At 41.3% G+C, this 23483-nt stretch carries 22 protein-coding genes; 6 read left to right on the top strand and 16 right to left on the bottom strand.

Annotated elements, in window-relative coordinates:
• Positions 1 to 2: 2 nt before the first annotated feature.
• From ubiE to EJN84_RS07835, 4 genes are all read right to left on the bottom strand, one after another.
• Positions 3 to 764, bottom strand: a complete 762-nt coding sequence (gene ubiE / locus EJN84_RS07850) for a bifunctional demethylmenaquinone methyltransferase/2-methoxy-6-polyprenyl-1,4-benzoquinol methylase UbiE (protein ID WP_129594901.1) — start codon at positions 762 to 764, stop codon at positions 3 to 5.
• A gap of 36 nt (positions 765 to 800) precedes the next feature.
• The gene (locus EJN84_RS07845; protein ID WP_129594900.1) at positions 801 to 1745 is read right to left on the bottom strand and encodes a phosphoribosylaminoimidazolesuccinocarboxamide synthase; all 945 of its coding nucleotides are present in this window, start codon (positions 1743 to 1745) and stop codon (positions 801 to 803) included.
• Between the two features lie 104 nt (positions 1746 to 1849).
• Positions 1850 to 2821, bottom strand: coding sequence for a PhoH family protein (locus EJN84_RS07840; protein ID WP_129594899.1), 972 nt, complete (start codon positions 2819 to 2821; stop codon positions 1850 to 1852).
• 9 nt (positions 2822 to 2830) lie between these two features.
• Complete coding sequence (locus EJN84_RS07835; protein ID WP_129594898.1) at positions 2831 to 4744, bottom strand: amidophosphoribosyltransferase; 1914 nt, start codon at positions 4742 to 4744, stop codon at positions 2831 to 2833.
• A 226-nt stretch (positions 4745 to 4970) separates the two neighbouring features.
• Between EJN84_RS07835 and EJN84_RS07830 the strand changes: the two genes are divergently transcribed.
• Entirely contained in the window at positions 4971 to 6614 is a 1644-nt protein-coding gene (locus EJN84_RS07830) for a fumarate hydratase (RefSeq protein ID WP_129594897.1), read from the top strand.
• A gap of 484 nt (positions 6615 to 7098) precedes the next feature.
• Here the strand turns inward: EJN84_RS07830 and rpsO are convergent, their stop codons facing one another.
• Together rpsO and EJN84_RS07820 are read right to left on the bottom strand one after the other, a co-directional pair.
• Positions 7099 to 7368, bottom strand: coding sequence for a 30S ribosomal protein S15 (gene rpsO / locus EJN84_RS07825; protein WP_129594896.1), 270 nt, complete (start codon positions 7366 to 7368; stop codon positions 7099 to 7101).
• A gap of 88 nt (positions 7369 to 7456) precedes the next feature.
• A complete protein-coding gene (locus tag EJN84_RS07820; protein ID WP_129594895.1) occupies positions 7457 to 8725 on the bottom strand; it encodes a carboxypeptidase-like regulatory domain-containing protein in 1269 nt (422 codons plus the stop codon).
• 217 nt (positions 8726 to 8942) lie between these two features.
• Here EJN84_RS07820 and nadB point away from each other — a divergent pair, with 217 nt between their 5' ends.
• The 5 genes from nadB to EJN84_RS07795 are packed head-to-tail and all read left to right on the top strand — an operon-like array spanning position 8943 to position 13582.
• Complete coding sequence (gene nadB / locus EJN84_RS07815) at positions 8943 to 10523, top strand: L-aspartate oxidase (protein ID WP_129594894.1); 1581 nt, start codon at positions 8943 to 8945, stop codon at positions 10521 to 10523.
• A gap of 1 nt (position 10524) precedes the next feature.
• Positions 10525 to 11367 (top strand): dihydropteroate synthase, encoded by an 843-nt coding sequence (folP, locus tag EJN84_RS07810; RefSeq protein WP_129594893.1) that lies wholly within the window; start codon positions 10525 to 10527, stop codon positions 11365 to 11367.
• A gap of 19 nt (positions 11368 to 11386) precedes the next feature.
• Positions 11387 to 12151, top strand: a complete 765-nt coding sequence (cdaA, locus tag EJN84_RS07805; RefSeq protein ID WP_129594892.1) for a diadenylate cyclase CdaA — start codon at positions 11387 to 11389, stop codon at positions 12149 to 12151.
• A gap of 12 nt (positions 12152 to 12163) precedes the next feature.
• Positions 12164 to 13270 carry a DNA replication/repair protein RecF gene (gene recF, locus EJN84_RS07800; RefSeq protein WP_129594891.1) on the top strand — a complete coding sequence of 369 codons (1107 nt, stop codon included), beginning with the start codon at positions 12164 to 12166 and terminating at the stop codon, positions 13268 to 13270.
• Positions 13271 to 13288: 18 nt separating this feature from the next.
• Complete coding sequence (locus tag EJN84_RS07795) at positions 13289 to 13582, top strand: DUF721 domain-containing protein (RefSeq protein WP_129594890.1); 294 nt, start codon at positions 13289 to 13291, stop codon at positions 13580 to 13582.
• Between the two features lie 7 nt (positions 13583 to 13589).
• Here the strand turns inward: EJN84_RS07795 and EJN84_RS07790 are convergent, their stop codons facing one another.
• The 10 genes from EJN84_RS07790 to EJN84_RS07745 all read right to left on the bottom strand — a co-directional run bounded on the left by EJN84_RS07790 (position 13590) and on the right by EJN84_RS07745 (position 23480).
• Positions 13590 to 14249, bottom strand: a complete 660-nt coding sequence (locus EJN84_RS07790) for a hypothetical protein (protein ID WP_129594889.1) — start codon at positions 14247 to 14249, stop codon at positions 13590 to 13592.
• 162 nt (positions 14250 to 14411) lie between these two features.
• Positions 14412 to 14774 (bottom strand): preprotein translocase subunit SecG, encoded by a 363-nt coding sequence (secG, locus tag EJN84_RS07785; RefSeq protein WP_129594888.1) that lies wholly within the window; start codon positions 14772 to 14774, stop codon positions 14412 to 14414.
• A 1-nt stretch (position 14775) separates the two neighbouring features.
• Positions 14776 to 15558 carry a tetratricopeptide repeat protein gene (locus EJN84_RS07780; RefSeq protein ID WP_129594887.1) on the bottom strand — a complete coding sequence of 261 codons (783 nt, stop codon included), beginning with the start codon at positions 15556 to 15558 and terminating at the stop codon, positions 14776 to 14778.
• A gap of 17 nt (positions 15559 to 15575) precedes the next feature.
• Positions 15576 to 16079, bottom strand: a complete 504-nt coding sequence (gene lptE / locus EJN84_RS07775; protein ID WP_129594886.1) for an LPS assembly lipoprotein LptE — start codon at positions 16077 to 16079, stop codon at positions 15576 to 15578.
• Complete coding sequence (locus tag EJN84_RS07770; RefSeq protein WP_129594885.1) at positions 16076 to 17362, bottom strand: sigma-54 interaction domain-containing protein; 1287 nt, start codon at positions 17360 to 17362, stop codon at positions 16076 to 16078. Before EJN84_RS07770 ends, lptE begins: the two co-directional genes overlap by 4 nt.
• Positions 17363 to 17421: 59 nt before the next feature.
• A complete protein-coding gene (locus EJN84_RS07765) occupies positions 17422 to 18255 on the bottom strand; it encodes a 1-acyl-sn-glycerol-3-phosphate acyltransferase (RefSeq protein ID WP_101486567.1) in 834 nt (277 codons plus the stop codon).
• Between the two features lie 110 nt (positions 18256 to 18365).
• Positions 18366 to 19748: a phosphoglucosamine mutase gene (glmM, locus tag EJN84_RS07760; protein WP_129594884.1), complete on the bottom strand. Its 1383-nt coding sequence runs from the start codon at positions 19746 to 19748 to the stop codon at positions 18366 to 18368.
• Between the two features lie 29 nt (positions 19749 to 19777).
• A complete protein-coding gene (locus EJN84_RS07755) occupies positions 19778 to 20317 on the bottom strand; it encodes a DUF4827 family protein (RefSeq protein WP_129594883.1) in 540 nt (179 codons plus the stop codon).
• A 122-nt stretch (positions 20318 to 20439) separates the two neighbouring features.
• On the bottom strand, positions 20440 to 21489 hold the full coding sequence (locus EJN84_RS07750; RefSeq protein WP_129594882.1) for a DHH family phosphoesterase: 1050 nt from the start codon (positions 21487 to 21489) through the stop codon (positions 20440 to 20442).
• Positions 21490 to 21518: 29 nt separating this feature from the next.
• Complete coding sequence (locus EJN84_RS07745) at positions 21519 to 23480, bottom strand: ComEC/Rec2 family competence protein (RefSeq protein WP_129594881.1); 1962 nt, start codon at positions 23478 to 23480, stop codon at positions 21519 to 21521.
• Between the last annotated feature and the right edge of the window lie 3 nt (positions 23481 to 23483).

Genomic DNA, 23483 nt, shown 5'->3' with positions numbered 1-23483 from the left:
GTTCAGTATTTGAGGCCTTTTTCTATGGGTTTTTCTGCAATGTACATCGTACAAATTCCGAGTGTTAACCGACGGAGACGAATTTTGGTAAATCTGTTTTTTTTGAGAATCTGCATCATTTCTTTCCCTTGGGGAAAAGCAGCAATCGATTCGGGCAGATATTCATATGCGCGTTTTTCGGTAGCGAGCAGGTCTGCCATCAGAGGCATCACATAGTCGGAATAGACTTCATATAGTTGCTTGATCGGCGTTTTTTCGGGAGTGGAGAGTTCGAGAAAAAGGAATACTCCTCCCGGACGGAGTACACGCAAGATTTCGCGAAAGCTTGTGTCGATATCTTCGAAATTGCGAACGCCAAATGCTGCAATAGCCGCATCAAACGTATTATCGGGAAATCGTAAGTTGGCACAGTCCTGCTTTTCGAACGAAATCACATCGTTCAACCCTTGTTTTTCAACTTTTTGTCGCCCGATTTGCATCATTCCTTCGGAAATATCGATTCCGATTACCTGATCCGGACGAACTATTTTTGCTGCCATGATGGCAAAATCGCCTGTACCGGTGGCAATATCGAGCACATACTTCGGCCTAAATTGATATAGTACTTTCATGGCCTCTCTGCGCCAATATTTGTCGATTCCCATCGATAGAACCCCATTGAGTTTGTCGTAGTTGGGAGCAATGGTATCGAACATGTGCGATACTTGCTCCCTTTTCGACTCAACTGTGTTGTAAGGATGTATTTTTTCTACTTTGTATGCCATTAATGAAAACAGTTGATTTCCGTTTGAGGGATAAATTTATTTATTCAGATATTCCAGAACGTTTTTCTCGATACGCTTTTCCAAATCTTTTGTGTCGGCTTTTACAAATTTTTCGCCCGTAATAGTTTCGAATAGTTCGATGTATCGCTCCGAAACACTCTCACAAAACTCGGGAGTCATCTCGGGTACTTTTTGACCTGCCTGCCCTTGAAAACCATTATCCATAAGCCATTTACGAACAAATTCTTTCGAAAGCTGCCTTTGCTCTTCTCCTTTTTCGAATCGTTCTTCATATCCTTCGCTATAGAAGTAGCGCGATGAGTCGGGAGTGTGAATTTCGTCGATGAGGTAGATTTTGCCGTCCTTTTTACCAAATTCGTATTTGGTGTCCACCAAAATCAGCCCTTTTTCGGCAGCCATTTGTGTGCCGCGTTCGAACAAGGCGTAGGTGTATTTCTCGATTTGTTCGTATTCTTCTTTGTTTACCAGCCCTTGTGCAATGATTTCTTCTTTCGAGATATTCTCGTCGTGTCCTTCTTGTGCTTTAGTCGTAGGCGTGATGATGGGTGAGGGGAATTTCTGATTTTCTCTCATTCCCTCGGGAAGTGAAACGCCACAAAGTGTGCGAATCCCATTCTTGTATTCTCTCCACGAACTTCCGGTGAGATAGCCGCGAATAACCATTTCAACTTTATAAGGTTCACACTTCATACCCACGGTAACCATTGGATCGGGTGAAGCCTGTTTCCAGTTGGGCACAATATCGGCAGTTGCATCCAGAAATTTAGACGCAATTTGATTGAGCACTTGTCCCTTATAAGGAATTCCTACGGGAAGAATGACATCGAATGCCGAAATTCTGTCGGTGGCAATCATCACCAACATGTCACTGCCAATGGTGTACACGTCGCGCACTTTTCCGTGGTAAACAGCTGTTTGCCCCGGGAAGTGGTAATCTGTCTTTGTTAACGTATTGTTCATATAATTTAATGTGAAAAATGATTTAACTTGTTTTTTCTGACAGAACATTTTATTATTCGTCAATCTTAATCTGAAATTGCAGAAGAACTGAAAATTAGTATCAGTCAAATTAAATTTGCTTCTTTTTTGTCCTTCTTGTTTTGTTCGTCTTCCTTTTCGTATGCCTCCACAATCTGTTGCACCAACTTGTGACGAACAATATCTTTTTTGTTGAATTCAACTGTAGCAATACCTTTTATGCCTTTGAGCACATGCATGGCATGAATCAATCCCGATTGCTGCGTGTGTGGAAGGTCGATTTGAGTGATATCGCCCGTGACAATCATTTTGCCGTTGAGCCCCAATCGTGTAAGAAACATTTTTATTTGCGGTTTCGTAGTGTTTTGGGCTTCGTCGAGAATAATCACTGCATCGTTGAGCGTGCGACCACGCATAAAGGCAAGCGGAGCAATCTGAATAATATTGTTTTCGATATATTCTTTGAGCTTGAGCGGAGGAATCATATCTTCAAGCGCATCGTAGAGGGGCTGCAGATATGGATCGATTTTTTCTTTCATATCGCCGGGAAGAAATCCGAGTTTTTCGCCTGCTTCCACTGCCGGTCGGCTGAGAATGATTTTTCGAATTTGCTTGGTTTTCAGTGCGCGTACCGCGAGGGCTATCGCCGTATAGGTTTTTCCCGAGCCCGCAGGACCAATGGCAAATACCAAGTCGTTGTCGTTGAAAGCCTCCACCAATTTTTTTTGGTTAGCCGTTCGTGCTACAATTGGCTTTCCGTTGAGCCCGTGAATGATGAGGTTATCCTGATTCACGATGGGCGGTGTTTTGCCTTTCACAATGTCGAGAATGTCTTCCTCACGCAACAGATTCATTTCGATACTGAACTTTTCCAGTTCATGAATTTTTTCTTCGAAATGGACAATTTCTTCTTCATCGCCAATTGCTTTGATGACGTTTCCACGAGCTACAAGGCGCAATTTCGGGAAAAGTGTTTTCATCAATTGCAAATTGATGTTGTTGATGCCGAAAAATATAACGGGATCGACACTTTCGAGTATCAGGATGCGTTCTATCATTTCGCCTTTTTAAAAATTCAACTTAAATTGGTAAGGTCGGTTTTCCTGTCCCTGCATATAATTTATAAAAGCATAATTCACCATTCTGTTCCCTCCGGGTGTAGGATAATCTCCCGAAAAATACCAGTCGCCTGCATGTTCGGGACAAGCCCTGTGCAGATCTTCGATGGATTGAAAAACGATTTCTACTTCTGCTTTCGTATCCTCAGGGGTAAGCATTTGTGCAATTTTGTCGGATATTTCTTCGTCGGTAAAGGGAGCGTAAAGTTCCTTCACATAATTGACAATCTCTTCCTTTTTCTTGTCTTTTTGAGCCAGAGATTTTCGATAGACATCGTCAATTAAATCCTGCATTCCTCGCTCTTTCAGCAATTGCATAGCTGCTTTGAATGCGATGAATTCGCTCAAGCGCGACATGTCGATGCCGTAATAATCGGGATATCGAATTTGAGGCGACGATGATACGATGACAATTTTTACCGGATCGAGTCGATCGAGGATTTTAATGATGCTTTGTTTAAGGGTAGTTCCTCGCACAATGCTGTCGTCAATAATAACCAGTGTATCTTCATTGCGACGCAGCGATCCGTAGGTGATATCGTAAACATGTGCTGCCAAATCATTGCGTGTATTGCCGCCGGCAATAAAGGTTCGCAATTTGATATCTTTGATCGCCACTTTTTCCGAACGAACCCTTCGCGAAAGAATTTGCTGAATGTCGGCTTGCGTCAGCGAGCCGTTTTTTTCGCTAATTTCCTTTGCTTTTTGTTCGTTGCAATATTTTTCGAGTGCTTCAAGCATTCCAAAGTATGCAACTTCAGCCGTATTCGGGATAAATGAAAAAACGGTATGATCGAAATCGTAGTCGATAGTTTTCAAAATTTTCGGGATCAGCAATTCTCCGAGTTTCTTTCGTTCGCGATAGATGTCGTAATCCGATCCGCGCGAAAAATAGATACGTTCGAAAGAACAAGGTGTAATTTTTTCTTTTTTTTCGGCAATCTGATCCAAAATGAAGCGCCCGTTGCGTTTCACGATAAGTGCTTGGCCGGGTTGTAGTTCGTGCACATCTTCTTTTTTCAGATTGAAAGCTGTTTGAATTACCGGACGTTCGGATGCTACCACAACCACCTCATCGTCATGATAATAAAAAGCAGGACGAATGCCCCACGGATCGCGCATTGCGAAAGCGTCTCCACAACCAATCAATCCGCTGATCACATAACCGCCATCCCAGATTTTGCAGGCGCGTTTCAGCAAAAATGAGATATCGAGCCGCTGTTCGATCAAATTGCTGATTTGTTGCCCTGTAAGACCTTCTTTTTCAATGTGATCGTATTGATACTGAACTTCCCTGTCGAGATAATGTCCCAGTGATTCGAGTATGACAAACGTGTCGGCTGTATCCCGGGGGTGTTGTCCTTCCGAAATAAGTTGAATAAACATCTCGTCCACATTGGTCATGTTGAAATTTCCGGCAAGCAAGAGACTACGAGAAGCCCAATTGTTGCGCCGCAATAATGGGTGTACGTAGGTCAATCCTGTCCGCCCCGTTGTGCTATAGCGGAGATGCCCCAGAAACAGCTCTCCCGCATAAGGAACGTTTTTCTTGACAAAATCCGCATCATTCAGTTTTTCTGCACCGACCTCACGAAATTTTTTCTGTGCATTCTCGAATATTTCGGGAATCGCATTCGATCCTAAACCCCTTTCTCTGAAAATATATTCGGTTCCCGGTGCTGCATCAAGCTTTACCGAAGCCAGCCCCGCGCCTTCTTGTCCGCGGTTGTGCTGCTTTTCCATAAGCAAATACAACTTTTCGAGGCCATATTGCCACGTGCCGTATTTTTCGTAATAATATTCGAGGGGTTTCAAGAGGCGGATAAGTGCTATCCCGCATTCATGCTTAATTTTGTCGGTCATAAACAAGCCTTTCAGAAGTTTGGTACAAAATTAGCGCTATTTAGGTAAATGTCTCTAAGAATTACTCTAAAAAAACGGAAAATCTGTATATCCTTATCCGATTCAATAATAAATCGGTTTCTTCGATTTTCGCTTTTTTAATCGCAGCGATTTCAGGAAAAGTGAATTTATTCGTAATTTTGTGCAAAGTGGAATACAACTAATCCAACACACTAAAAATTAATTTATGGCAACTAAACCATTCGTTTATCAAGAGCCCTTCCCGATATCGAAAGACGATACCGAATATTATTTGTTGACGAAAGATTATGTTTCGGTTTCGGAATTCGAAGGGAAAGAAATTCTAAAAATTCAGCCAGAAGGGCTTACGCTAATGGCTCAAACCGCCTTTCGCGATGTGGAATTTTTGCTTCGTCCTGAACATCAGCAACAAGTTGCGAAAATTTTGGATGATCCGGAAGCAAGCGAAAACGATAAATTCGTAGCGCTCACATTTTTGCGCAATGCCGAAATTGCGGCCAAAGGCATACTTCCATTCTGTCAGGATACAGGTACAGCAATCATCATCGGTAAAAAAGGTCAGCAAATTTGGACAGGTGGCAATGACGAAGAAGCACTTTCGCATGGTGTTTACAATACGTTTGTAAACGAAAATCTGCGTTATTCGCAAAATGCGCCTCTCAATATGTACGATGAAGTAAACACAGGGTGTAATCTGCCTGCTCAAATCGACTTGTATGCCGTTCAAGGCAACGAATATAAATTTCTGTGTATTGCCAAAGGTGGCGGATCGGCAAACAAAACTTATCTCTATCAAGAAACGAAGGCCTTGCTTACCCCCGGTAAACTCGAAAATTATCTGATCGAAAAGATGCAATCGTTAGGCACAGCTGCCTGTCCGCCTTATCATATAGCATTTGTCATTGGCGGTACTTCGGCTGAAGCTAATCTGAAAACCGTGAAATTGGCATCGGCTAAATATTACGATAATATTCCTACCGAAGGGAATGAATATGGACAGGCATTTCGCGATCTCGAGCTGGAAGAGCGCTTGAAGAAGGCTTCCGAAAAATTGGGACTGGGGGCACAGTTTGGCGGAAAGTATTTTGCTCATGATGTCCGCGTGATCCGACTTCCGCGTCATGGTGCATCGTGTCCTATCGGAATGGGAGTTTCGTGTTCGGCTGACCGCAACATTAAGGCAAAAATCAATAAAGATGGCATTTGGATTGAGAAACTCGAAGATAATCCCGGTCGTTTGATTCCCGAAAAATATCGTCAGGCAGGCGAAGCCGGTGGCGTGAAAATAGATTTGAATCGTCCGATGAAAGAGATTTTGGCCGATTTGACAAAATATCCTGTTTCGACACGCTTGTCACTCAATGGCACAATTATCGTTGCTCGCGATATGGCTCATGCCAAACTTAAAGAACGTCTGGATCGGGGAGAAGACCTCCCGCAATATTTCAAGGATCATCCGATTTATTATGCCGGTCCGGCCAAAACGCCAAAGGGATATGTGTCCGGTTCGATGGGTCCAACTACTGCAGGACGTATGGATTCGTATGTCGATTTATTTCAATCGCACGGCGGCAGCCTGATTATGTTGGCTAAAGGTAATCGTAGCCAGCAAGTCACCGATGCATGTAAAAAATATGGCGGGTTCTATTTGGGTAGCATTGGAGGCCCTGCTGCAATTTTGGCTCAGAACAATATTAAAAGTCTCGAATGTGTGGAATATCCCGAATTGGGAATGGAAGCAATTTGGAAAATAGAAGTGGAGGATTTCCCTGCATTTATTCTGGTGGATGACAAAGGAAACGACTTTTTTAAAGTGGTGACACAGCCCAATTGTGCATTTGGCGGATAACGGCAGCGAAACACAAAATTGATAGAATGTGCAGAGGTTGACTAGCATTTTGCTATGTCAGCCTTTGTTATTTTTTTCGAGAAATGGAGGAAAACTGCTCAGAAATGACCAGTGTGTCCGTTGCGGCTATGGAAGGACAATATTGTTGAATAACTACAAAATACTCATCAGCGTAGAGTAGGAGTTGCGTTGGAGTTACATGGGAGTTGCCATGGAGTTGCCTCGGAGCTATAGAATGGAAAAGGAATGGAAGAGGGAGAAATGAGTGGGAATAAATAGCGTTTTGGACAGAATACAAACGATCACGATATTGATGCTCTAACTACCTAACTACATAAAAGCATTGAAAAATAAGATGTTGTAATATTGCGTTTAGGAATCCAATTGTGTTTTTGCGGCATAATTGCTTTGTATGACAAAATAGATAGAGGCTGCTTAGCATTTTGCTCGGCAGCCTCTCATTCAATTTTTTCGTGAGAAATAATTATTTTCTGATGTTCAATTCTTTGATGATAGAGCGATATCTTTCGATATCTGTTTCGATCAAATAGTCGAGCAGCCGGCGGCGTTTGCCTACTAAAATTCTCAACGAACGTTCCGTGTTATAATCTTTCTTATTTGACTTCAAGTGTTCGGTCAAATGCGAAATACGGTATGAAAACAATGCAATCTGAGCTTCAGGTGAGCCAGTATCAGTGTTAGACTTTCCGTATTTGGCGAAGATTTCTTTCTTTTTTTCTGCGTCTAAATACATGTTGAGTTTATTAAATAAATAACTTTCGGGTTGCAAAGATAAGAGTTATTTTTTTATTCGACAAGCAATTCTGAAAATATGATTTTTGTTATTCGCGGCGACGAAGTTTTTCGCTCAGTCGTTTGATTGCTTTCGTGATTTCCTGATCAGGCTCGATTACATTGTAATCGCCCCAAAAATCGGGATCTTGAAAATATTCCACTTTTTCCGCGATCACATCTGTAGATTTGATACGTTCCTGACGAGGAAATTTTACCACACCGTTGCTGTAACGATCGGTAATTGCCATTTCGGAGCCAATAGTGTAGGTGGTTGAAAACAATCCGAAGAATCGATTGGTCCATCTCACTTTGAATGCAACGTCGGTTTTGCAGTAATTAAAATACCATTTTCCATTGCTCTCGATGTAGTTTACAGTGTAGGCCGCATGTTCCATATTTACTTTCATTTTGGCCGGTTTGCGTTTGATGAAAATATTCGATGCATCTTTTCGTCCTTCTACATTCATGTTAAAGTCTATTCTCGAAAAAGCCAGGCTATTGACGTCCAGATAAATCGTGCCACGAAAGAGGATATCTTGACCGGAGACCATTGGCAAGAACGAAATGATGTATTGAGGTTTATTATTGATATTGGTAGTGCCCTCGATATTGAAAATATATTCTTCCCCTTCTTTTCCGAAAACTATTTCCGGATTTTTGGCAACATCGAGTAAGAGTGCATCACTGATCCCTCCCTGAAATTTCAGCATTACGGTATCGCGCGGAGTTATATCCGTGGCTTTGCGTCCGATGTAAATACGCGCCTGATCATCGCTGTAAGAGTGGTAAGGTGCTTTATAAATATCAAGAACCGCTTCGACGAGTGAAATATAATTGTTTCCCTTTTTGATAGATTCACGATAAAATGCAATCATCATGTTCGGTTCATCAGAATAGTTGACAGGTATTTTTTGAAGTGCTTCTTTTATCAAAGGAGCCCCGTCTCCCGAAACAATTTCAATTTCCTTCAACGGGATTGATGATGGGCTCATCAATATGTGATTGTTAGGATTATCGATAAGAGTGATTATCGGAATGGCTTTATTTGCATAGCTAAGATGGCGAATGATAAGTTGAGAATTTTTCGCCGATAAAGGAACACGTATCGAGAAGTAGCCATCTTGGTTGGTAACACTCGATATGTTGGAATTTTTTACCGTTACACTTGCATAAACCAATGGCTGATTGGTGTCTGCGCCAAGCACTCTCCCGCGAAGCGTCACAACTGAATCGTTCGTTTGAGTCGCTTCGTTTGCATATCCCATAACAGTGAATAAGCAGAGTGTTAATAGCAAGATGAATAGGTGTGATTTCATAGGAGTTTGGATTGATTTGTACGTTTCAAAAATATTTTGTATCAAAGAAAATATTTTAATTGCAATAAAACAATATAATTGAGCAATTTAACACAATATTTTTGCGTATATTTTTATGGCGTTTTATGTTTTGTGAAAACATTATTCGAATGCTGTATCTTTTAAATTGAACTTAATTGCGTAAATTTGTAGATGTAAAAGATTTAAGATTCCCAAGATGGTTTACAGATATGATTTTTTAGTGATCGGGTCAGGAATTGCCGGCATGAGTTTTGCCCTGAAAGTTGCCAAATATGGTAAAGTAGCTATTATCGCCAAGAATTCTCTCGAAGAGGCCAATACATATTTTGCTCAGGGTGGAGTAGCTTCGGTCACCAATCCTTGGGACAATTTCGAAAAACATATTGCCGACACACTGGATGCGGGTGCCGGAATTTGCGACGTAAAAGCCGTGGAAAAAGTCGTTCGTGAAGCCCCCAATCAAATAAAAGAACTCATTAGTTGGGGGGTCGATTTCGATAAGGACGAAACCGGTCATTTTGATCTGCATAAAGAAGGTGGCCATTCAGAATTTCGAATTCTTCATCACAAGGATAATACGGGTGCCGAAATTCAGGTGAGTTTGATCGATACCGTCCGAAGTCATCCCAACATCGATGTTTTCGACAATCATTTTGCTATCGATATTCTAACACAACACCACTTGGGGAGGGTTGTCACACGTCATACGCAAGGCATCGAATGCTATGGGGCTTATATTCTTGATCAGGCCACAGGCAGGGTGGATACATTCCTTTCTCGGATAACGATGATGGCTACCGGCGGAATAGGTTGCATTTATCACACAACGACGAATCCTTTGGTTGCCACCGGCGACGGCATTGCAATGGTCGCACGTGCCAAAGGCGAAATTAAAGGGATGGAGTTTGTGCAGTTTCATCCAACGGCTCTTTACCATCCGGGCGATCGGCCTTCGTTTCTGATTAGTGAAGCAATGCGTGGCTACGGGGGCATTCTGCGTACGAAAGACGGCAAAGAGTTCATGGATAAATACGATCCTCGAAAATCGCTCGCGCCACGTGATATTGTTGCTCGTGCTATTGATACCGAAATGAAAATTCGCGGGGACGATCATGTTTATCTTGACGTAACCCATAAGGATCCGGACGAAACTCGGAAACACTTTCCGACAATCTACGAGAAGTGTTTGTCATACGGAATAGATATCACAAAAGACTACATTCCGGTTGCACCTGCTGCACATTATTTGTGCGGAGGAATTCGTGTCAACTTGGATGGAGAATCGAGTATCGGTCGGTTGTATGCTAATGGTGAATGTGCCTGCACAGGTTTACATGGAGCTAATCGATTAGCGTCCAATTCACTGATCGAAGCCGTAGTATTTGCCGATGCAGCAGCCAAGCATGCTATTCCGCGATTTCAAAATTATGCTTTTGAAGAGGGCATTCCCGAATGGAATGCCGAAGGTACTACGTGGCCAGAAGAGTTGGTGCTTGTAACGCAGAGCTATAAGGAAGTGGGCGAGATCATGTCGTCTTACGTTGGCATAGTTCGAAGCGATCTACGTTTGAAAAGAGCGATGGACAGGCTCAACATTCTGTTTCGCGAAACCGAAGATTTATTTCAGCGTTCGGTCGTTTCGCGGGATATTTGTGAATTGCGAAACATTATCAAAGTAAGTTATCTGGTCATAAAGCAGGCTACAGAACGAAAAGAAAGTCGGGGTTTGCATTATACCATCGATTATCCTGACCGATTACCTAATTCTTCTTTGTGATATGGGCAAGAGTATTAATATACGTGGGTCATTGGTTGATCTTTCTACTCCGATTGTAATGGGAATAGTCAACATAACTCCCGATTCGTTCTACGCTCAGAGTCGAAAGACCAACGAAAAACAGATTATAGAACGTGTTGCCCAAATTTTGGAAGAAGGTGGTTTAATTATCGACATGGGTGCGCAATCTACGGCTCCTTCTTCTCCCTTTTTGAGTGTTTCGGAAGAAATGGCAAGACTTAGGCCCGCGTTGAAAAGTGTGAGGCGTGAATTTCCCGATGCCGTTTTATCGATTGATACCTTTTACTCGGATGTGGCGGCAATGGCCTCAGAGGAATTCGGAGTGGACATTATCAATGATATTTCGGGAGGACAGATCGATGAACGTATGTTTAACACGGTTGCTCGACTTAATCTCCCATATATTCTGATGCATATGCGAGGAACACCGCAAACAATGCAGTCATTGACTCAATACGAAAATTTTTTGCAGGACATACTTTTTTATTTTTCTCAAAAAACGACTTCTTTAAATCAGTTGGGAGTGAATGACATTATCATTGATCCCGGTTTTGGTTTCAGTAAAACGTTGTCTCAGAACTACGAGTTGATGTCTTATCTTTCTTATTTCAAAATTTTCGAAGCTCCCATTTTAGTTGGAATTTCAAGAAAATCGATGATCTACAAACTGCTCGAAACATCTGCTAATGAGAGTTTGAATGGTACATCGGTATTAAATACCTATTCTTTGCTCAATGGCGCCGATATTCTACGCGTTCACGATGTGAAGGAAGCTGTAGAGTGTATCAAAATTGTATCCGAGATAAAGAAATTCGAAAAATAATAAATTATACCCTTATCGTATGTTTGCACATTTCGGCATAAAGGATTTCATTGATGTAGTACTAGTTGCTCTTCTGCTTTTTTATCTTTTTCACCTTGTGAAAATTTCGGGAATGCGGCCATTGTTTATGGGCGTTCTGGTGTTTTTGATTATCTGGGTGTTGGTGTCGCAGGTGTTCAATATGGTGCTGCTTGGATCGATCCTCGATCAGTTTGTGAGCATCGGGCTTTTCTTGCTGGTCATCTTGTTTCAAGACGAAATACGTCGATTTCTGATGTCGCTCGGTTCTCGTAAGGGATGGCGGTTTGTGTATAAATTATTTGCTCCTTCCGAAAGACAAAAGAAAGATAACTCGTATCTTACCTCCATCGTACTTGCTTGTATGAATATGGCAAAATCGTACACCGGAGCACTGATCGTGATACAAGGAGACATTCAATTAAGTTTGTATGAACAGACGGGGGAAATCATTAACGCCGACGTTTCGTCGAGGCTGATAGAAAATATTTTTTTCAAAAATAGCCCGTTGCACGATGGAGCTATGATCATCGTCGGTAAAAAAATAAAAGCAGCCGGTTGTATTTTGCCTATTTCACAAAATCCCAACATCCCCAAGCATTTGGGGTTGCGTCATCGAGCGGGGCTAGGTATTTCACAGGAAACCGACGCCAAAGTGATCATCGTATCGGAAGAATCGGGAAGAATCACTTTTGCTTCTCAGGGAAGGCTGAGGATGAATATAACGCCGGAGGAATTGCAACAAATACTTATTGACGAAACTTAAAAGAAGATTGCTATGGTTCTTCAACAACTATCCATCCTCAATTTCAAGAATCTGGAACAAGTAGATATCGAATTATCTCCAAAAATAAATTGCTTTATCGGCAACAATGGCATGGGAAAAACCAATTTGCTCGATGCCGTATATTATCTTTCTTTTTGTAAAAGTCATATCAATCCCGTCGATTCGCAGATCATACGTCACGATGCCGATGTGTGCATGATTCAGGGGAGATATTATGTTTCTAATCGGCAAACCGAGGAAATTTATTGCGCTATCAGACGACATCAAAAAAAGCAATTCAAACGAAACAAAAAGGATTATGACCGGCTCTCCGATCATATAGGTTTTATTCCGTTGGTGATGATTTCGCCTGCCGACAACGAAATTATTTTGGGAGGAAGCGATGAACGTCGCCGATTTGTCGATATGGTTATATCGCAATTCGACAAAGAATACATGAATGCATTGATTCGCTACAACAACGCTTTGCAGCAAAGAAACGCTCTGTTGAAAAACGAACCCTCACAGATCGATCCGACATTACTCGATTTATGGGAGGAGCAAATGGTTGAGGAAGGACAATCCATATTCGAAAAAAGAAACGCTTTTGTCAAACAGTTCATTCCTATTTTTGATCTTATATACAAACAGATAAGTCGTTCAGGCGAATCGGTATCACTCGAATATGTGTCGCAACTCCATGCCTCGGATTTTGCGCGTCAACTTAAAGCCGGAAGACAGCGCGACATGATTCTCGGACATTCAACAATGGGTGTTCATCGCGACGATTTGGAAATGCTCCTCGAGGGTTATCCGATCAGAAGAGTCGGTTCTCAGGGGCAAAACAAGACGTTTTTCGTTTCTCTTAAACTGGCGCAATTTCGTTTTTTGCGCGTGATGTCCCATACTACGCCTATTTTGTTGCTCGATGATATTTTTGATCGATTAGATACTTCGCGCGTGGAAGAAATCGTGAAACTTGTTTCGAGTTCTGATTTTGGACAAATTTTCATTTCGGATACCAATCGTGAGTCGTTGGATGAAATATTGTCGGCAACGGATCATGATTATCATATCTATAAGGTGGAAAATGGCGATATTTCGCGTGTCTTTGAATAACCATATTTAGATGAAGTTATGAGAAAACAAGAATCTAAATCGTTAGGCGATATTTTATCCGAATATTTCGATGGCAATGCGGTATTGAAAACCAATCTTGCCGAACGAAGGGCTGTAGAAGCTTGGAAAACATTGCTCGGATCGGGCGTCGGTGAGTATACACGCAATGTTTATCTGAAGCGTAATGTGTTATATGTGCAACTATCTTCGTCGGTGTTGCGTGCCGAATTGCAAATGAATAAACAAAATTTGATCGACAAATTGAACGAAGCGGCAGGGATGAATGTGGTAAAAGATATCGTGTTGCGTTAACAAAAAATCAAAAAAATGCCGAAACGCCTAAAAATAATCCTTCCGGATAGGGCGAATTCACTTCGTGAATCAAATCGTAATTGAACGTAATATGCGTGAATCCAAGTCTAAATCCTGCTCCCACAACTATTGACGGCACAATTCCGCTGTCTTTCGAAACTTCATTGGTTGTTTCGTTTTCGACACTTGTCCATAGATAATTCAATTCGGGCTGCGCAAATATCGTAATAAATTTTATCGGGTAGATGTATCCGAAAATATTCGCACCCAAAAGGTTGTTTTTATACAAGTACGAATCTCCATAATCATAAGCCCTTGTTTTGGTATAATAATATTTGATGCCTGCCCCGGCCATGAAATGGTTGCGAAACGAATAGCCAATCTGTGGTCCCAAACCGAGAACTGTATAATTCCTGCTGAGAGAAAGGCCGAGATTTGCGCCGAATCGTAATTTCGTTTTATCGAAACCATTAATTTCGTTGCTTTTTGTAATTACTTTGTTTGTTTTTTCCGGTGCATCTGAGGTTGTGCCGTTATTTTTATAGGTGTGGATGTTGCGACTGTCATTTTTATCTACCCTGACAGTGTCGAGCCTGAAATTATTTTGAGCCTGAATAAATATCGGAATAAAGCACAATATAAGGTATATGCTTGCAGATTTTCTCATCTTTGTCTGTTTTAGCAAAAATATCGTTAGAAAGAGAATTGAAAAACAATTCTTTAAAATTTGGATGTAAAAATAGTGATAAACAAAAAAGGCTGTATCTACCCGAAACAGCCTTCTATTATTTGTCTTTTATTAATTTCGTTAATTTGTCGATTGAGGGGGCTATTGCCCGTTTGCAGGTTGATCATCAGCCGGCTGTGTGGGTGTTTGTGCAGGAATAGGCACAGTTACGTCAGGCGCGGTAGCAGGATTGAGCGGAGCCGGTTGTTGAATATCGACCTCCGATTTTGGAACATTGGATTGCGAGGTTGTCAATTTTGCGGCGACAATACTCAATATGAGAATTGTGCCTGCTAAAATCCACGTTGTTTTTTCGAGGAAGTCGGTAGTTTTTCTAACACCCATGATTTGGTTTGACGACGCAAACCCCGAAGCTAGTCCGCCTCCTTTTGATTTTTGCACCAAAACGATGAGAATCATCAAAATAGAGGCGATCAAAATTAAAATTGTAATAAAAATATACATGTTAAGATTGTTTTTTATTTTTCTCGTTGAAAATCAAAAGTTCTAAGAATCGAATTTGGTCTGCAAAGTAAGCACTTTTTTTTGGAAAATTCAAACTTAATCGTTGAATAATTGCAAGTGCCGGTTCGTATTTTTTTTGTTTGATATAAATTTTGGCTAAAGTTTCCGTCAGAAACTCATCTTCAATGCCTTCGTCGATTTGATTATCCGTTTTTCCGGAAGTTGTTTCCTCTTCATTTTGGGGAAAAGAAGCAAAAATGTCGTGCGAGGCAACTTTTTCGATAAAGCTATCGATCATGTGCTGATGCTGAAGAGGATTCGATTCTTCTTCTTCCGTATCCCACTGTCTATTCTCGACGGTTGAAAGGTATGCGATGTAGTCCATCGAAGCCAAATTAGCTTCAGGATCGGTTAACGAAGAGGCAGAGAATTCTGACGAATCGGTATATGTGTCCAGAAACGAATCGATAAGTTTCTGTGTTCGATCGACTTGTTGAGTTGGCTCGGCGGGTTTATTTGCAGATGTTCGATTGATAAAATGTCCGAATCGAGTATCGTTTATCAGATAGAATAACCGCTTACGATCGGCACAAAAAATAGCTGTTCGAGTTAGCTGATTCTCATAGTCGGGATGTTGCAGATTGTGAAGATTTTTTAGTTTTAGAAGATCTGCAGTTTGAAAATATGGCCATTCACGAAGGATATCGTCCAAATCACTCAATGAGTCGTGATCCAGTTTTTCGGGATGTGCCATATATTCCATTAAATCTTCTTTTTGCATCATGGCTCAAAGCTGATTAGTTACCAGTTAGACATGGTAGAATTGAAAATCTGATCGACGATATCGTCAATGAGCTCTTTAATCAACTGATCCTGAACATCTGTAAGAACGCGGTCGCTTGGGAAATTGCGATATGCGGTAAATGTTTCCTCTTTATTTTGACCATCTATTTTATTGTTGATATATCGCATTCGAACGGTCATCGTCAGTCGAGTTTCGGAGGCAAGAGCATCTTCTTGCACGGCCATAGGCGTAAGTTGATATCCAACGATTTCACCTTCGATTTCGATATCGGCGTTTTGGTTTACAAAACGCAGTTTCGTGTTACGCGTAAAAATGTCTTTTAGTTCTTCATTGAAGCGAGGTTCCAGCGGAGGATATACAAGAGGGGCCTGATTTGGAAAGTTAGCCAAACGGAGGGTTTTGGTTAAGTTGTAATCGATAGATGCTCCGTTAAATTTATACGAGATGGAGCACGATTGTAGCAGTATAAAAATTATTGAAGCAAGAAGAGCCCTTTTCATAGATTTTCCAGATTATATTCCTTGATTTTTCTGTAAAGGGTGCGTTCGGATATTTTCAGATCGTTTGCGGCCAATTTTCTTTTGCCACCGTGTCGTTCGAGGGCGCGTTTTATCATATCTTTTTCGACTTCCTCGAGCGATAATGCTTGCTCTTCATATTCTGTGGCATCAAGAATATCGTTTTCCACCTGCTTTTTCGTTGGAGTAGTTTCTCTCGACGATGATGGTGTTTCTTTGTATTTAACAGGCAGAGCGGGTATGGCTTCCGTTTCCTGTTCAACGAAAGGATATCCGGTTCTTGTGTCGGTTTTGTCCAAATTTGTTGCAGATGGATCAGTTTGTCCTGAAAGGATATTCTTTACCACATGTTTTAAATCCATGATGTCTTTTTTCATATCGAAAAGTACTTGATAGAGAATTTCTCTTTCGTTGGCAAATGTTTTTTGCTCGGCGTCGTGTATGTTTGAGATAGCAACCGGTAGCATACCAACTTCGTTTTCGGGAAGATACGTTTTTAAAATTTCGGGAGTAATTATTCTTTCCTGCTCAATAATAGAGATTTGTTCCGTGATATTTTTCAGTTGTCTTACGTTTCCGGGCCAACGATATTCTTTCAGCATTTCCTTAGCCGCGTCCGTTAGTGTGATGGGGGGCATCATGTATTTTTCGGCAAAATCGTTGGCAAATTTTTTAAAAAGCAAGGGAATATCTTCTTTGCGGTCACGTAAAGCCGGCACGCGAATGGGTACTGAGTTTAAACGGTAATACAAATCTTCTCTAAATTTCCCGTTTTCTACAGCATAGACTATGTTGACATTGGTTGCAGCTACAACTCGTACATCGCTTTTTTCGACTTTCGACGAACCTACTTTGATAAATTCTCCGGTTTCAAGCACGCGAAGCAGTCGAGCCTGCGTAGGGAGTGGAAGTTCAGCAACTTCGTCAAGGAAAAGGGTGCCGCCGTCTGCCACTTCAAAATATCCCTTGCGTGTAGCTGTAGCTCCTGTAAATGAGCCTTTTTCGTGTCCAAAAAGTTCGGAGTCGATAGTGCCTTCGGGTATTGATCCACAATTGATGGCGAAATACGGGCCGTGTTTTCGTCGACTGTATTGATGGATAATTTGGGGGAAATTTTCTTTTCCTACGCCACTTTCGCCGGTAATTAAAACAGATAAATCGGTGGGGGCAACTTGCAAAGCAATATCAATAGCTCTGTCCAGTTCGGGAGAAGCGCCAATAATCGAAAAACGTTGTTTAACCTGCTGTATGTTTTGTTTTGCCATAAATATTTTCCCTTGTTTGTCCGAAATTGTGACGAAACGAATTCAAAGATAAAACATTTTTATTTGTTTTTGGCTAAGGCATACGTTTTGTCGCGCAAAAAATTTCCCAATTGGTCAGCGTTGGGATGTTGTGCGATTTCTTCGGGCATAATGGGATTCCCAATCGAAATGATCATGGTATGGTTTTTTTTATTTTTCAACTCATGACATAATCGAACCGGTTGCACCCTCCATCCGAAAATGATACGGGTAAGATAGAATGATAGCGAGTTTCGACCCGAAAAGTGAATCGGAATGACGGGGACTTTGGCTTTCTGAATCAGTTTGATAACCGATTGTTGCCATGCACGATCGTAGATTCGTAAAATACCGTTTACAAACTTTAATCGCGAATTGGATCCTGCAGGGAAAAATCCGAGGGGATATCCTTTCTTGAGGTGGGCAATGCATTCTTTGATACCGTTAAGCGATTTACTGTCGGGTTGTTCGGATTTATAGGGTGAAACGGCGATGAAATTTTCGGACATGGTGTCTATCAGTCCCAAAATATAGTTTACCATTACTTTGTAATGATCAACACGTGAAGCGACGGTCTCTATCAATGCGATGCCGTCGATATGTCCGTAGGGATGATTAGAAACTGTAATGAAAGGTTTGTTTTTAAAGCTTTCCAGTATTTCTGCATTTTTTACAATCCTCTTAACTTGCATCTTGTCGAGCAAATCTGTACAAAATTCATGACCCGAAAGATGTTTCGATCCATCATATACGGCATTTGCCACATCAAGAGCGGTTAACTTTACGCCGAATTTAATGAGTTTATCTCCGTATTTTCCCTGAAAAATTGGATGTAGGCATCGAATATCTTCAGGACTGATTAGCTTTTCTTTCATTTATATTTTTGAAACTGTTTGAACACGAGAGAGCCGTAAATATTCTCGATTGTTGAAAAATTTACGGCAATCCGGTTTTTGAGTTAAAGATTATCGAAAAAACGATTCCGTTAAACCATTTCTCGAATCATATCTATGATTTGTTGACCTATTTCTTCTGCTTCTTCTATCGATTTTGCTTCTGAATATATCCGGATAATGGGTTCCGTATTCGATTTTCGCAGATGAACCCATTTATCCTCAAAATCTATTTTAACGCCGTCTATATCTGTAACCTGCTGATTGGCAAATTTTTCTTTCATTTTAGCCAAGATGGCATCCGGATTGATCTCGGGCGTGAGTTCTATTTTTTGTTTTGCCATGAAATAATTGGGGTATGAAGCCCTCAATTGGCTGACTTTTTTCCCCGATTTGGCCAAATGAGTCAAAAAAAGTCCGATTCCTACCAATGCGTCCCGACCATAATGTGATGCCGGATAAATTACGCCTCCGTTACCTTCACCTCCAATCACTGCATTTACTTCTTTCATTTTAGCTACGACGTTCACTTCACCCACGGCTGCCGAGTAATATTTTCCCCCTCTCGAGAGTGTAACGTCGCGCAAAGCTCTGCTGGAGCTCAGGTTCGAAACAGTGTTTCCGGGTGTATGTTGTAGGATGTAGTCGGAAACGGCTACGAGGGTATATTCTTCGCCGAATGGCTCACCATTTTCGCAATAAATGGCCAGACGGTCAACATCGGGATCAACCGCAAAGCCTACATCGGCCTTCGAGCTTTTCATCAAGGTTGATAGTTCTGTCAGGTTTTGCGGAAGTGGTTCGGGATTGTGCGAAAAATTGCCATGAGGTGAACAGTGTAGTTTGAAAACCTCCTTGACCCCCAAAGCATATAGCAACTCGGGAACGGCTACTCCCCCTACCGAATTGACTGCATCCACGGCAACGCGCAAATCGGCTTCCCTAATTGCCCGCACATCTACCAAGTCGAGTGAAAGTACACTGTGAATATGTTCTTGAAGGTATTGTTTAAACCTGATTTTACCTAACTGCTCTACCGGAGAAAAGTTGAAGTCTTCCGATTCGGCAATAGAAAGAATTTGGTCACCTTCTTCTGCATTTAAGAATTCACCTTTATCGTTTAAGAGTTTAAGAGCGTTCCATTGTTTCGGATTGTGGCTTGCGGTGAGGATGATTCCACCTGCCGCGTTTTCGCCAACTACCGCCAATTCGGTTGTGGGTGTGGTAGCCATCCCGATGTCCACTACATCGAATCCCATCGCCGTAAGAGTTCCTAATACAATTTGATGAACCATGTTGCCGGAAAGTCGGGCATCACGACCGACGACAATTTTCTTTTCTTTATCATTGAGATGAGTAGAAATAAATACGGCATAAGCGGCCGTAAATTTCACGATATCGAGTGGCGTCAGTCCCTCTCCGGACTTTCCTCCAATTGTTCCACGAATTCCGGAAATTGATTTGATAAGCGTCATTCTTTTGGCAGTTTAATTTTCGATTTTTATCAGTTTTGTCCTATTCGATATTCCATCAATCCATAATATACTGTATAGTAATAGCTTTGGTCGTATGTGGTTCCACTATTGAAAGGAACAATCATTTTCACTTTTGCTTCATGACCTACATTTGGGATGGGGGCGACCCATCCGGTACTCTGATAGGTGTTTAAATTGCCGTAAATCAATTCCACCGGGCCATACAAGCTGAAGTAGTTTCCGTCATATACTGTTGTGTCGTTACCGGATATATATCTGACATCTTTGTAACGGATGTATATCTCATCCCCAAGATTTGGTTTGTAGCTGCCCTTGTCGATAACGTTATAGTAAACGCCGGTTGTGGGGTCCAAATAAAATTCGTTCGGTGCGAATACCGAATCGGAAGGATATTCTTTTAAAACTGTAATGTTATTCTCGCTAATAAATGCTTTAATGGCTTTTTTTTCGTCATTCAACCGATCGATGTAGGTGGCCGTGTCATTACAAGATAGGGTGAATAGAAGGACGATTATCATGAATGATATTCTAAAACTTTTTTTTCTCATTTGTTGCAATGCATTTTTTAGTTAGTGCAAAAGTAAGGAATCAACTTCAAATAAACGTTATTTTCCCGGCAATAAACTATTATCTATTCTTAAAATAAATTCCTGAGTCAAAGCCGAGTCTGTTATCTCTTTGAGGATTGCAGTTTTTGAGCGTATTGCTGAAGCCCATTTTCGAAAATTTCAAGTACTTCTTTCATCGTACCGTAATATTCTCCCCCTGAAGCATTACGATGACCTCCACCGTTGAAAAATTCGGATGCAAATTCGTTGCATGCAAAATTTCCCTGCGAGCGGAATGAGATTTTGATATAATCTTCGTCTTCACGAATGAAAGTGGAAAAGACAATGTCTTTGATGCTCAGCGGATAATTGACAAATCCTTCGGTGTCGCCTTTGTTGTATTTAAATTGGTTTTGATCTTCTTTTGACAGATAAATCAGAGCCGAATGTAGTTCGTCATAAATTTTCATCCTGTGTAACAATGTGAACCCCAACAGAAGGAAGCGATCTTTTGAGTAATTATTATAAACGTTGGAATATATGGCATCCTTATCGATCTTTTTTTTAAGGAGAAGACTGATTATCTCAAAAATTTCAGGATCGTTTGAGTTGTAGGTAAAACCTCCTGTATCCGTCATCATGCCGCAATAAATACATTCAGCCGTGGCATGATTCATGCTCTCGTATTCGCCCAATTGATCAATGAGTCGAAAAATCAGCTCGCTTGTCGACGATTTTTCGGGATGCGAAATCACCACGTCACAGGCCTTTTCGGGATAGGGGTGATGGTCGATCAAGATTCTCTTTGCATGCGCATTCTGTACGTGTGTGGCCATTTTCCCGATTCGTTTAGGAATGTTGTAATCGAGGCAGAAAATCAAATCGACTTCGTCGATAATATGTTTTCCGGCTTCCGGATTATATTCGAAAATAAGTATGTTCTCCGATCCTTTCATCCATTTCAAAAAATAAGGAAATGAGTTGGGAACCATCACCCGCACTTTTTTACCCCGCTTTAGCAAATGGTGATATAGCCCAAGCGAAGATCCCAGTGCGTCGCCATCCGGTGAAACGTGCGTAGTGATAAGAATATTGGATGATTGAAGTATTAAGTCTCGAACGTGTCTTAAGTTTTTTTCGTCTATTAATGGGGTGATGGGCGTTGCTAACATTCAAATAATTTTTTTACACGACAAAAGTACTAAAAATTAACGATAAATGCTCCCGATTCTGCAATATCATGAACTTTGATCCCGAGTTCTCGGCATTGTCGTATCAATCGCTTTGAAGCGCTTCTTGACAGTGAGCTGTCGAGTATTACTTCACGCGTGACGAAATGATTTTTCAGCGTGTACATCGAAAACGAATTGTCTTCCGAAAGAATGAGATAATCGCTCACGAAAGGTTGTTTTGAAACTTTATTATCGAAGATATTGCTCGAAATTTTCACAATTCGTTTCGTGGGGTGGGGTATGATTGTGTTCCCCGAATTCGGAAATATTGTTTTTTGGCGTCCGTGCACATATGCTATTTCGCTAGCAGATGGTCTGTTAAACACGACTAATTGAAGCGGTTTCGGCTGGATTGATTCGATCGTTTGTAAAGAGAAAAGTCCGAGTGCCGCTGACAGAAATATAAAAATCGGAGCGAATTTTTTGTTTTCGAACCTTATGAAAAATGATATCACTATAAGAAAGACCAAAATCATACCCCAAAAAGTGAGGTATTGATCTTTGATTTGTGCTGCAGGAAGAGTTTCGAAAAAATAAACGACCGATAGGGTGAATCGACAAATCTTATCAAATAGCCATTGGCAAAGCATTGCCGGAAAATCGAATACGGCAAATCCGATACTTCCTGCAGCCGAAAAGACGGCTACGGGAATGACGGCATAAACAATCAGATTCGTTAGTGGCACTATCAGCAGGTTGGTAATGAAAAAATAAGTCGGAAATGTTCCAAAATAATAAAGTACAAGTGGAAAAACGCCCGCTTGCGCTGCAAGTGAAAGTGTAAAAAGACTCCACAAGGTAGCCGGAACTTTGTTTTGAGGCATATAGAGTCGATTGATTTTAGGCTGGAAAAACAGAATTGCCATTACGGCCATAAAACTCATTTGAAAACCGATTTCGAATAATCCGAACGGGCGCGACAGCAGAATAAAAAATGCCGCTATAGCCACCGTATTGTACGAAAATCCTTTTCGATTGAACATATTGCCCACACAAAATATGCTGAGCATGATTGCTGCCCTGATGACGGCAACCGAAAGCCCCGTGATGAAAGCGTAAGCCCACAAAGAAAGAATGATAATGATTTGTTTGAGTATGTTTTTTCGTTTCGATCCTTTGAGAAAAAACAACATCGAAGTAATCACGAGATAAATGATGCCTACGTGTAACCCGCTTACCGAAAGGACATGCGATGTGCCCGATGCGCGAAACGCTTCTTCCATTTCCTGAGGAAGAAACTCCTTATAGCCGATGGTTAAGGCCGTAATAAATGCATATTCGTCATTTTCGAGTCCGAACGATTTGTAAAATTCGAGAGCTTTCAGCCTGATTTGTTGCGAAATTACATAGGGTGTACGATTCAAAATCTCTGTTTTCATCCATTGATTTTCGGGAACATAACCCGAGGCTGCAAATCCTCGGTTCCTCATCAATCGGGCGTAATCGAAATCGTCGGGGTTCCCGAAATTTTTAAAAGGCTGCATCCGAGCTCGGAATATAACCACATCACCGGGAACTAATGATGAACTTTTGTCTGTTTTTTGAAAATAGACAATTACTTTTTTCTTATTTGGAACATTCAGCGCGATATTGCATTGAATCGATTTTGGCTTTTCTTGTGGGATATCGGTTACGTAGCCTTGGTATAGAGCGTTTCCGTTCGGAAAATTGAACTCCGCTTGTTGCTTTTCTTGATTGTATCTCAGGGTGGTAATAGAAAAGATCAGAGCCATCACACCTGCCCCAAACAGCCATCGCAGTCGGTAAGCATGTGCGGCCGGCACGAAAAAAGAAATACCCATCAGAATAATCGCAACCGTAGCTAACAGGAAAACCGATATGAAGCCCGGCATCAGATCGTTGATGACAATTGCAGCAACAACGGGCATCAACAGAAAAACGAATGGAGCTTTGCCGATGATATTTCTCATAAT

This window comes from Seramator thermalis (assembly GCF_004138125.1).
Taxonomy (GTDB): Bacteria; Bacteroidota; Bacteroidia; order Bacteroidales; family Dysgonomonadaceae; genus Seramator; species Seramator thermalis.
Note: the sequence above shows the minus strand (reverse complement) of the source record. Positions and strands in the feature narration are given on the sequence as shown.

Bases quoted from the DNA above. Each gene is read 5' to 3' on its own strand.
- EJN84_RS07820 (WP_129594895.1), bottom strand. From the start codon at position 8,725: ATGAAATCACACCTATTCATCTTGCTATTAACACTCTGCTTATTCACT.
- EJN84_RS07755 (WP_129594883.1), bottom strand. From the start codon at position 20,317: ATGAGAAAAAAAAGTTTTAGAATATCATTCATGATAATCGTCCTTCTA.
- nadB (WP_129594894.1), top strand. From the start codon at position 8,943: ATGGTTTACAGATATGATTTTTTAGTGATCGGGTCAGGAATTGCCGGC.
- glmM (WP_129594884.1), bottom strand. From the start codon at position 19,748: ATGACGCTTATCAAATCAATTTCCGGAATTCGTGGAACAATTGGAGGA.
- EJN84_RS07745 (WP_129594881.1), bottom strand. From the start codon at position 23,480: ATGAGAAATATCATCGGCAAAGCTCCATTCGTTTTTCTGTTGATGCCC.
- EJN84_RS07845 (WP_129594900.1), bottom strand. From the start codon at position 1,745: ATGAACAATACGTTAACAAAGACAGATTACCACTTCCCGGGGCAAACA.
- folP (WP_129594893.1), top strand. From the start codon at position 10,525: ATGGGCAAGAGTATTAATATACGTGGGTCATTGGTTGATCTTTCTACT.
- EJN84_RS07795 (WP_129594890.1), top strand. From the start codon at position 13,289: ATGAGAAAACAAGAATCTAAATCGTTAGGCGATATTTTATCCGAATAT.
- EJN84_RS07840 (WP_129594899.1), bottom strand. From the start codon at position 2,821: ATGATAGAACGCATCCTGATACTCGAAAGTGTCGATCCCGTTATATTT.
- EJN84_RS07835 (WP_129594898.1), bottom strand. From the start codon at position 4,744: ATGACCGACAAAATTAAGCATGAATGCGGGATAGCACTTATCCGCCTC.
- EJN84_RS07765 (WP_101486567.1), bottom strand. From the start codon at position 18,255: ATGAAAGAAAAGCTAATCAGTCCTGAAGATATTCGATGCCTACATCCA.
- rpsO (WP_129594896.1), bottom strand. From the start codon at position 7,368: ATGTATTTAGACGCAGAAAAAAAGAAAGAAATCTTCGCCAAATACGGA.
- ubiE (WP_129594901.1), bottom strand. From the start codon at position 764: ATGGCATACAAAGTAGAAAAAATACATCCTTACAACACAGTTGAGTCG.
- EJN84_RS07790 (WP_129594889.1), bottom strand. From the start codon at position 14,249: ATGAGAAAATCTGCAAGCATATACCTTATATTGTGCTTTATTCCGATA.
- EJN84_RS07830 (WP_129594897.1), top strand. From the start codon at position 4,971: ATGGCAACTAAACCATTCGTTTATCAAGAGCCCTTCCCGATATCGAAA.
- EJN84_RS07750 (WP_129594882.1), bottom strand. From the start codon at position 21,489: ATGTTAGCAACGCCCATCACCCCATTAATAGACGAAAAAAACTTAAGA.
- EJN84_RS07770 (WP_129594885.1), bottom strand. From the start codon at position 17,362: ATGGCAAAACAAAACATACAGCAGGTTAAACAACGTTTTTCGATTATT.
- recF (WP_129594891.1), top strand. From the start codon at position 12,164: ATGGTTCTTCAACAACTATCCATCCTCAATTTCAAGAATCTGGAACAA.
- secG (WP_129594888.1), bottom strand. From the start codon at position 14,774: ATGTATATTTTTATTACAATTTTAATTTTGATCGCCTCTATTTTGATG.
- lptE (WP_129594886.1), bottom strand. From the start codon at position 16,079: ATGAAAAGGGCTCTTCTTGCTTCAATAATTTTTATACTGCTACAATCG.
- cdaA (WP_129594892.1), top strand. From the start codon at position 11,387: ATGTTTGCACATTTCGGCATAAAGGATTTCATTGATGTAGTACTAGTT.
- EJN84_RS07780 (WP_129594887.1), bottom strand. From the start codon at position 15,558: ATGATGCAAAAAGAAGATTTAATGGAATATATGGCACATCCCGAAAAA.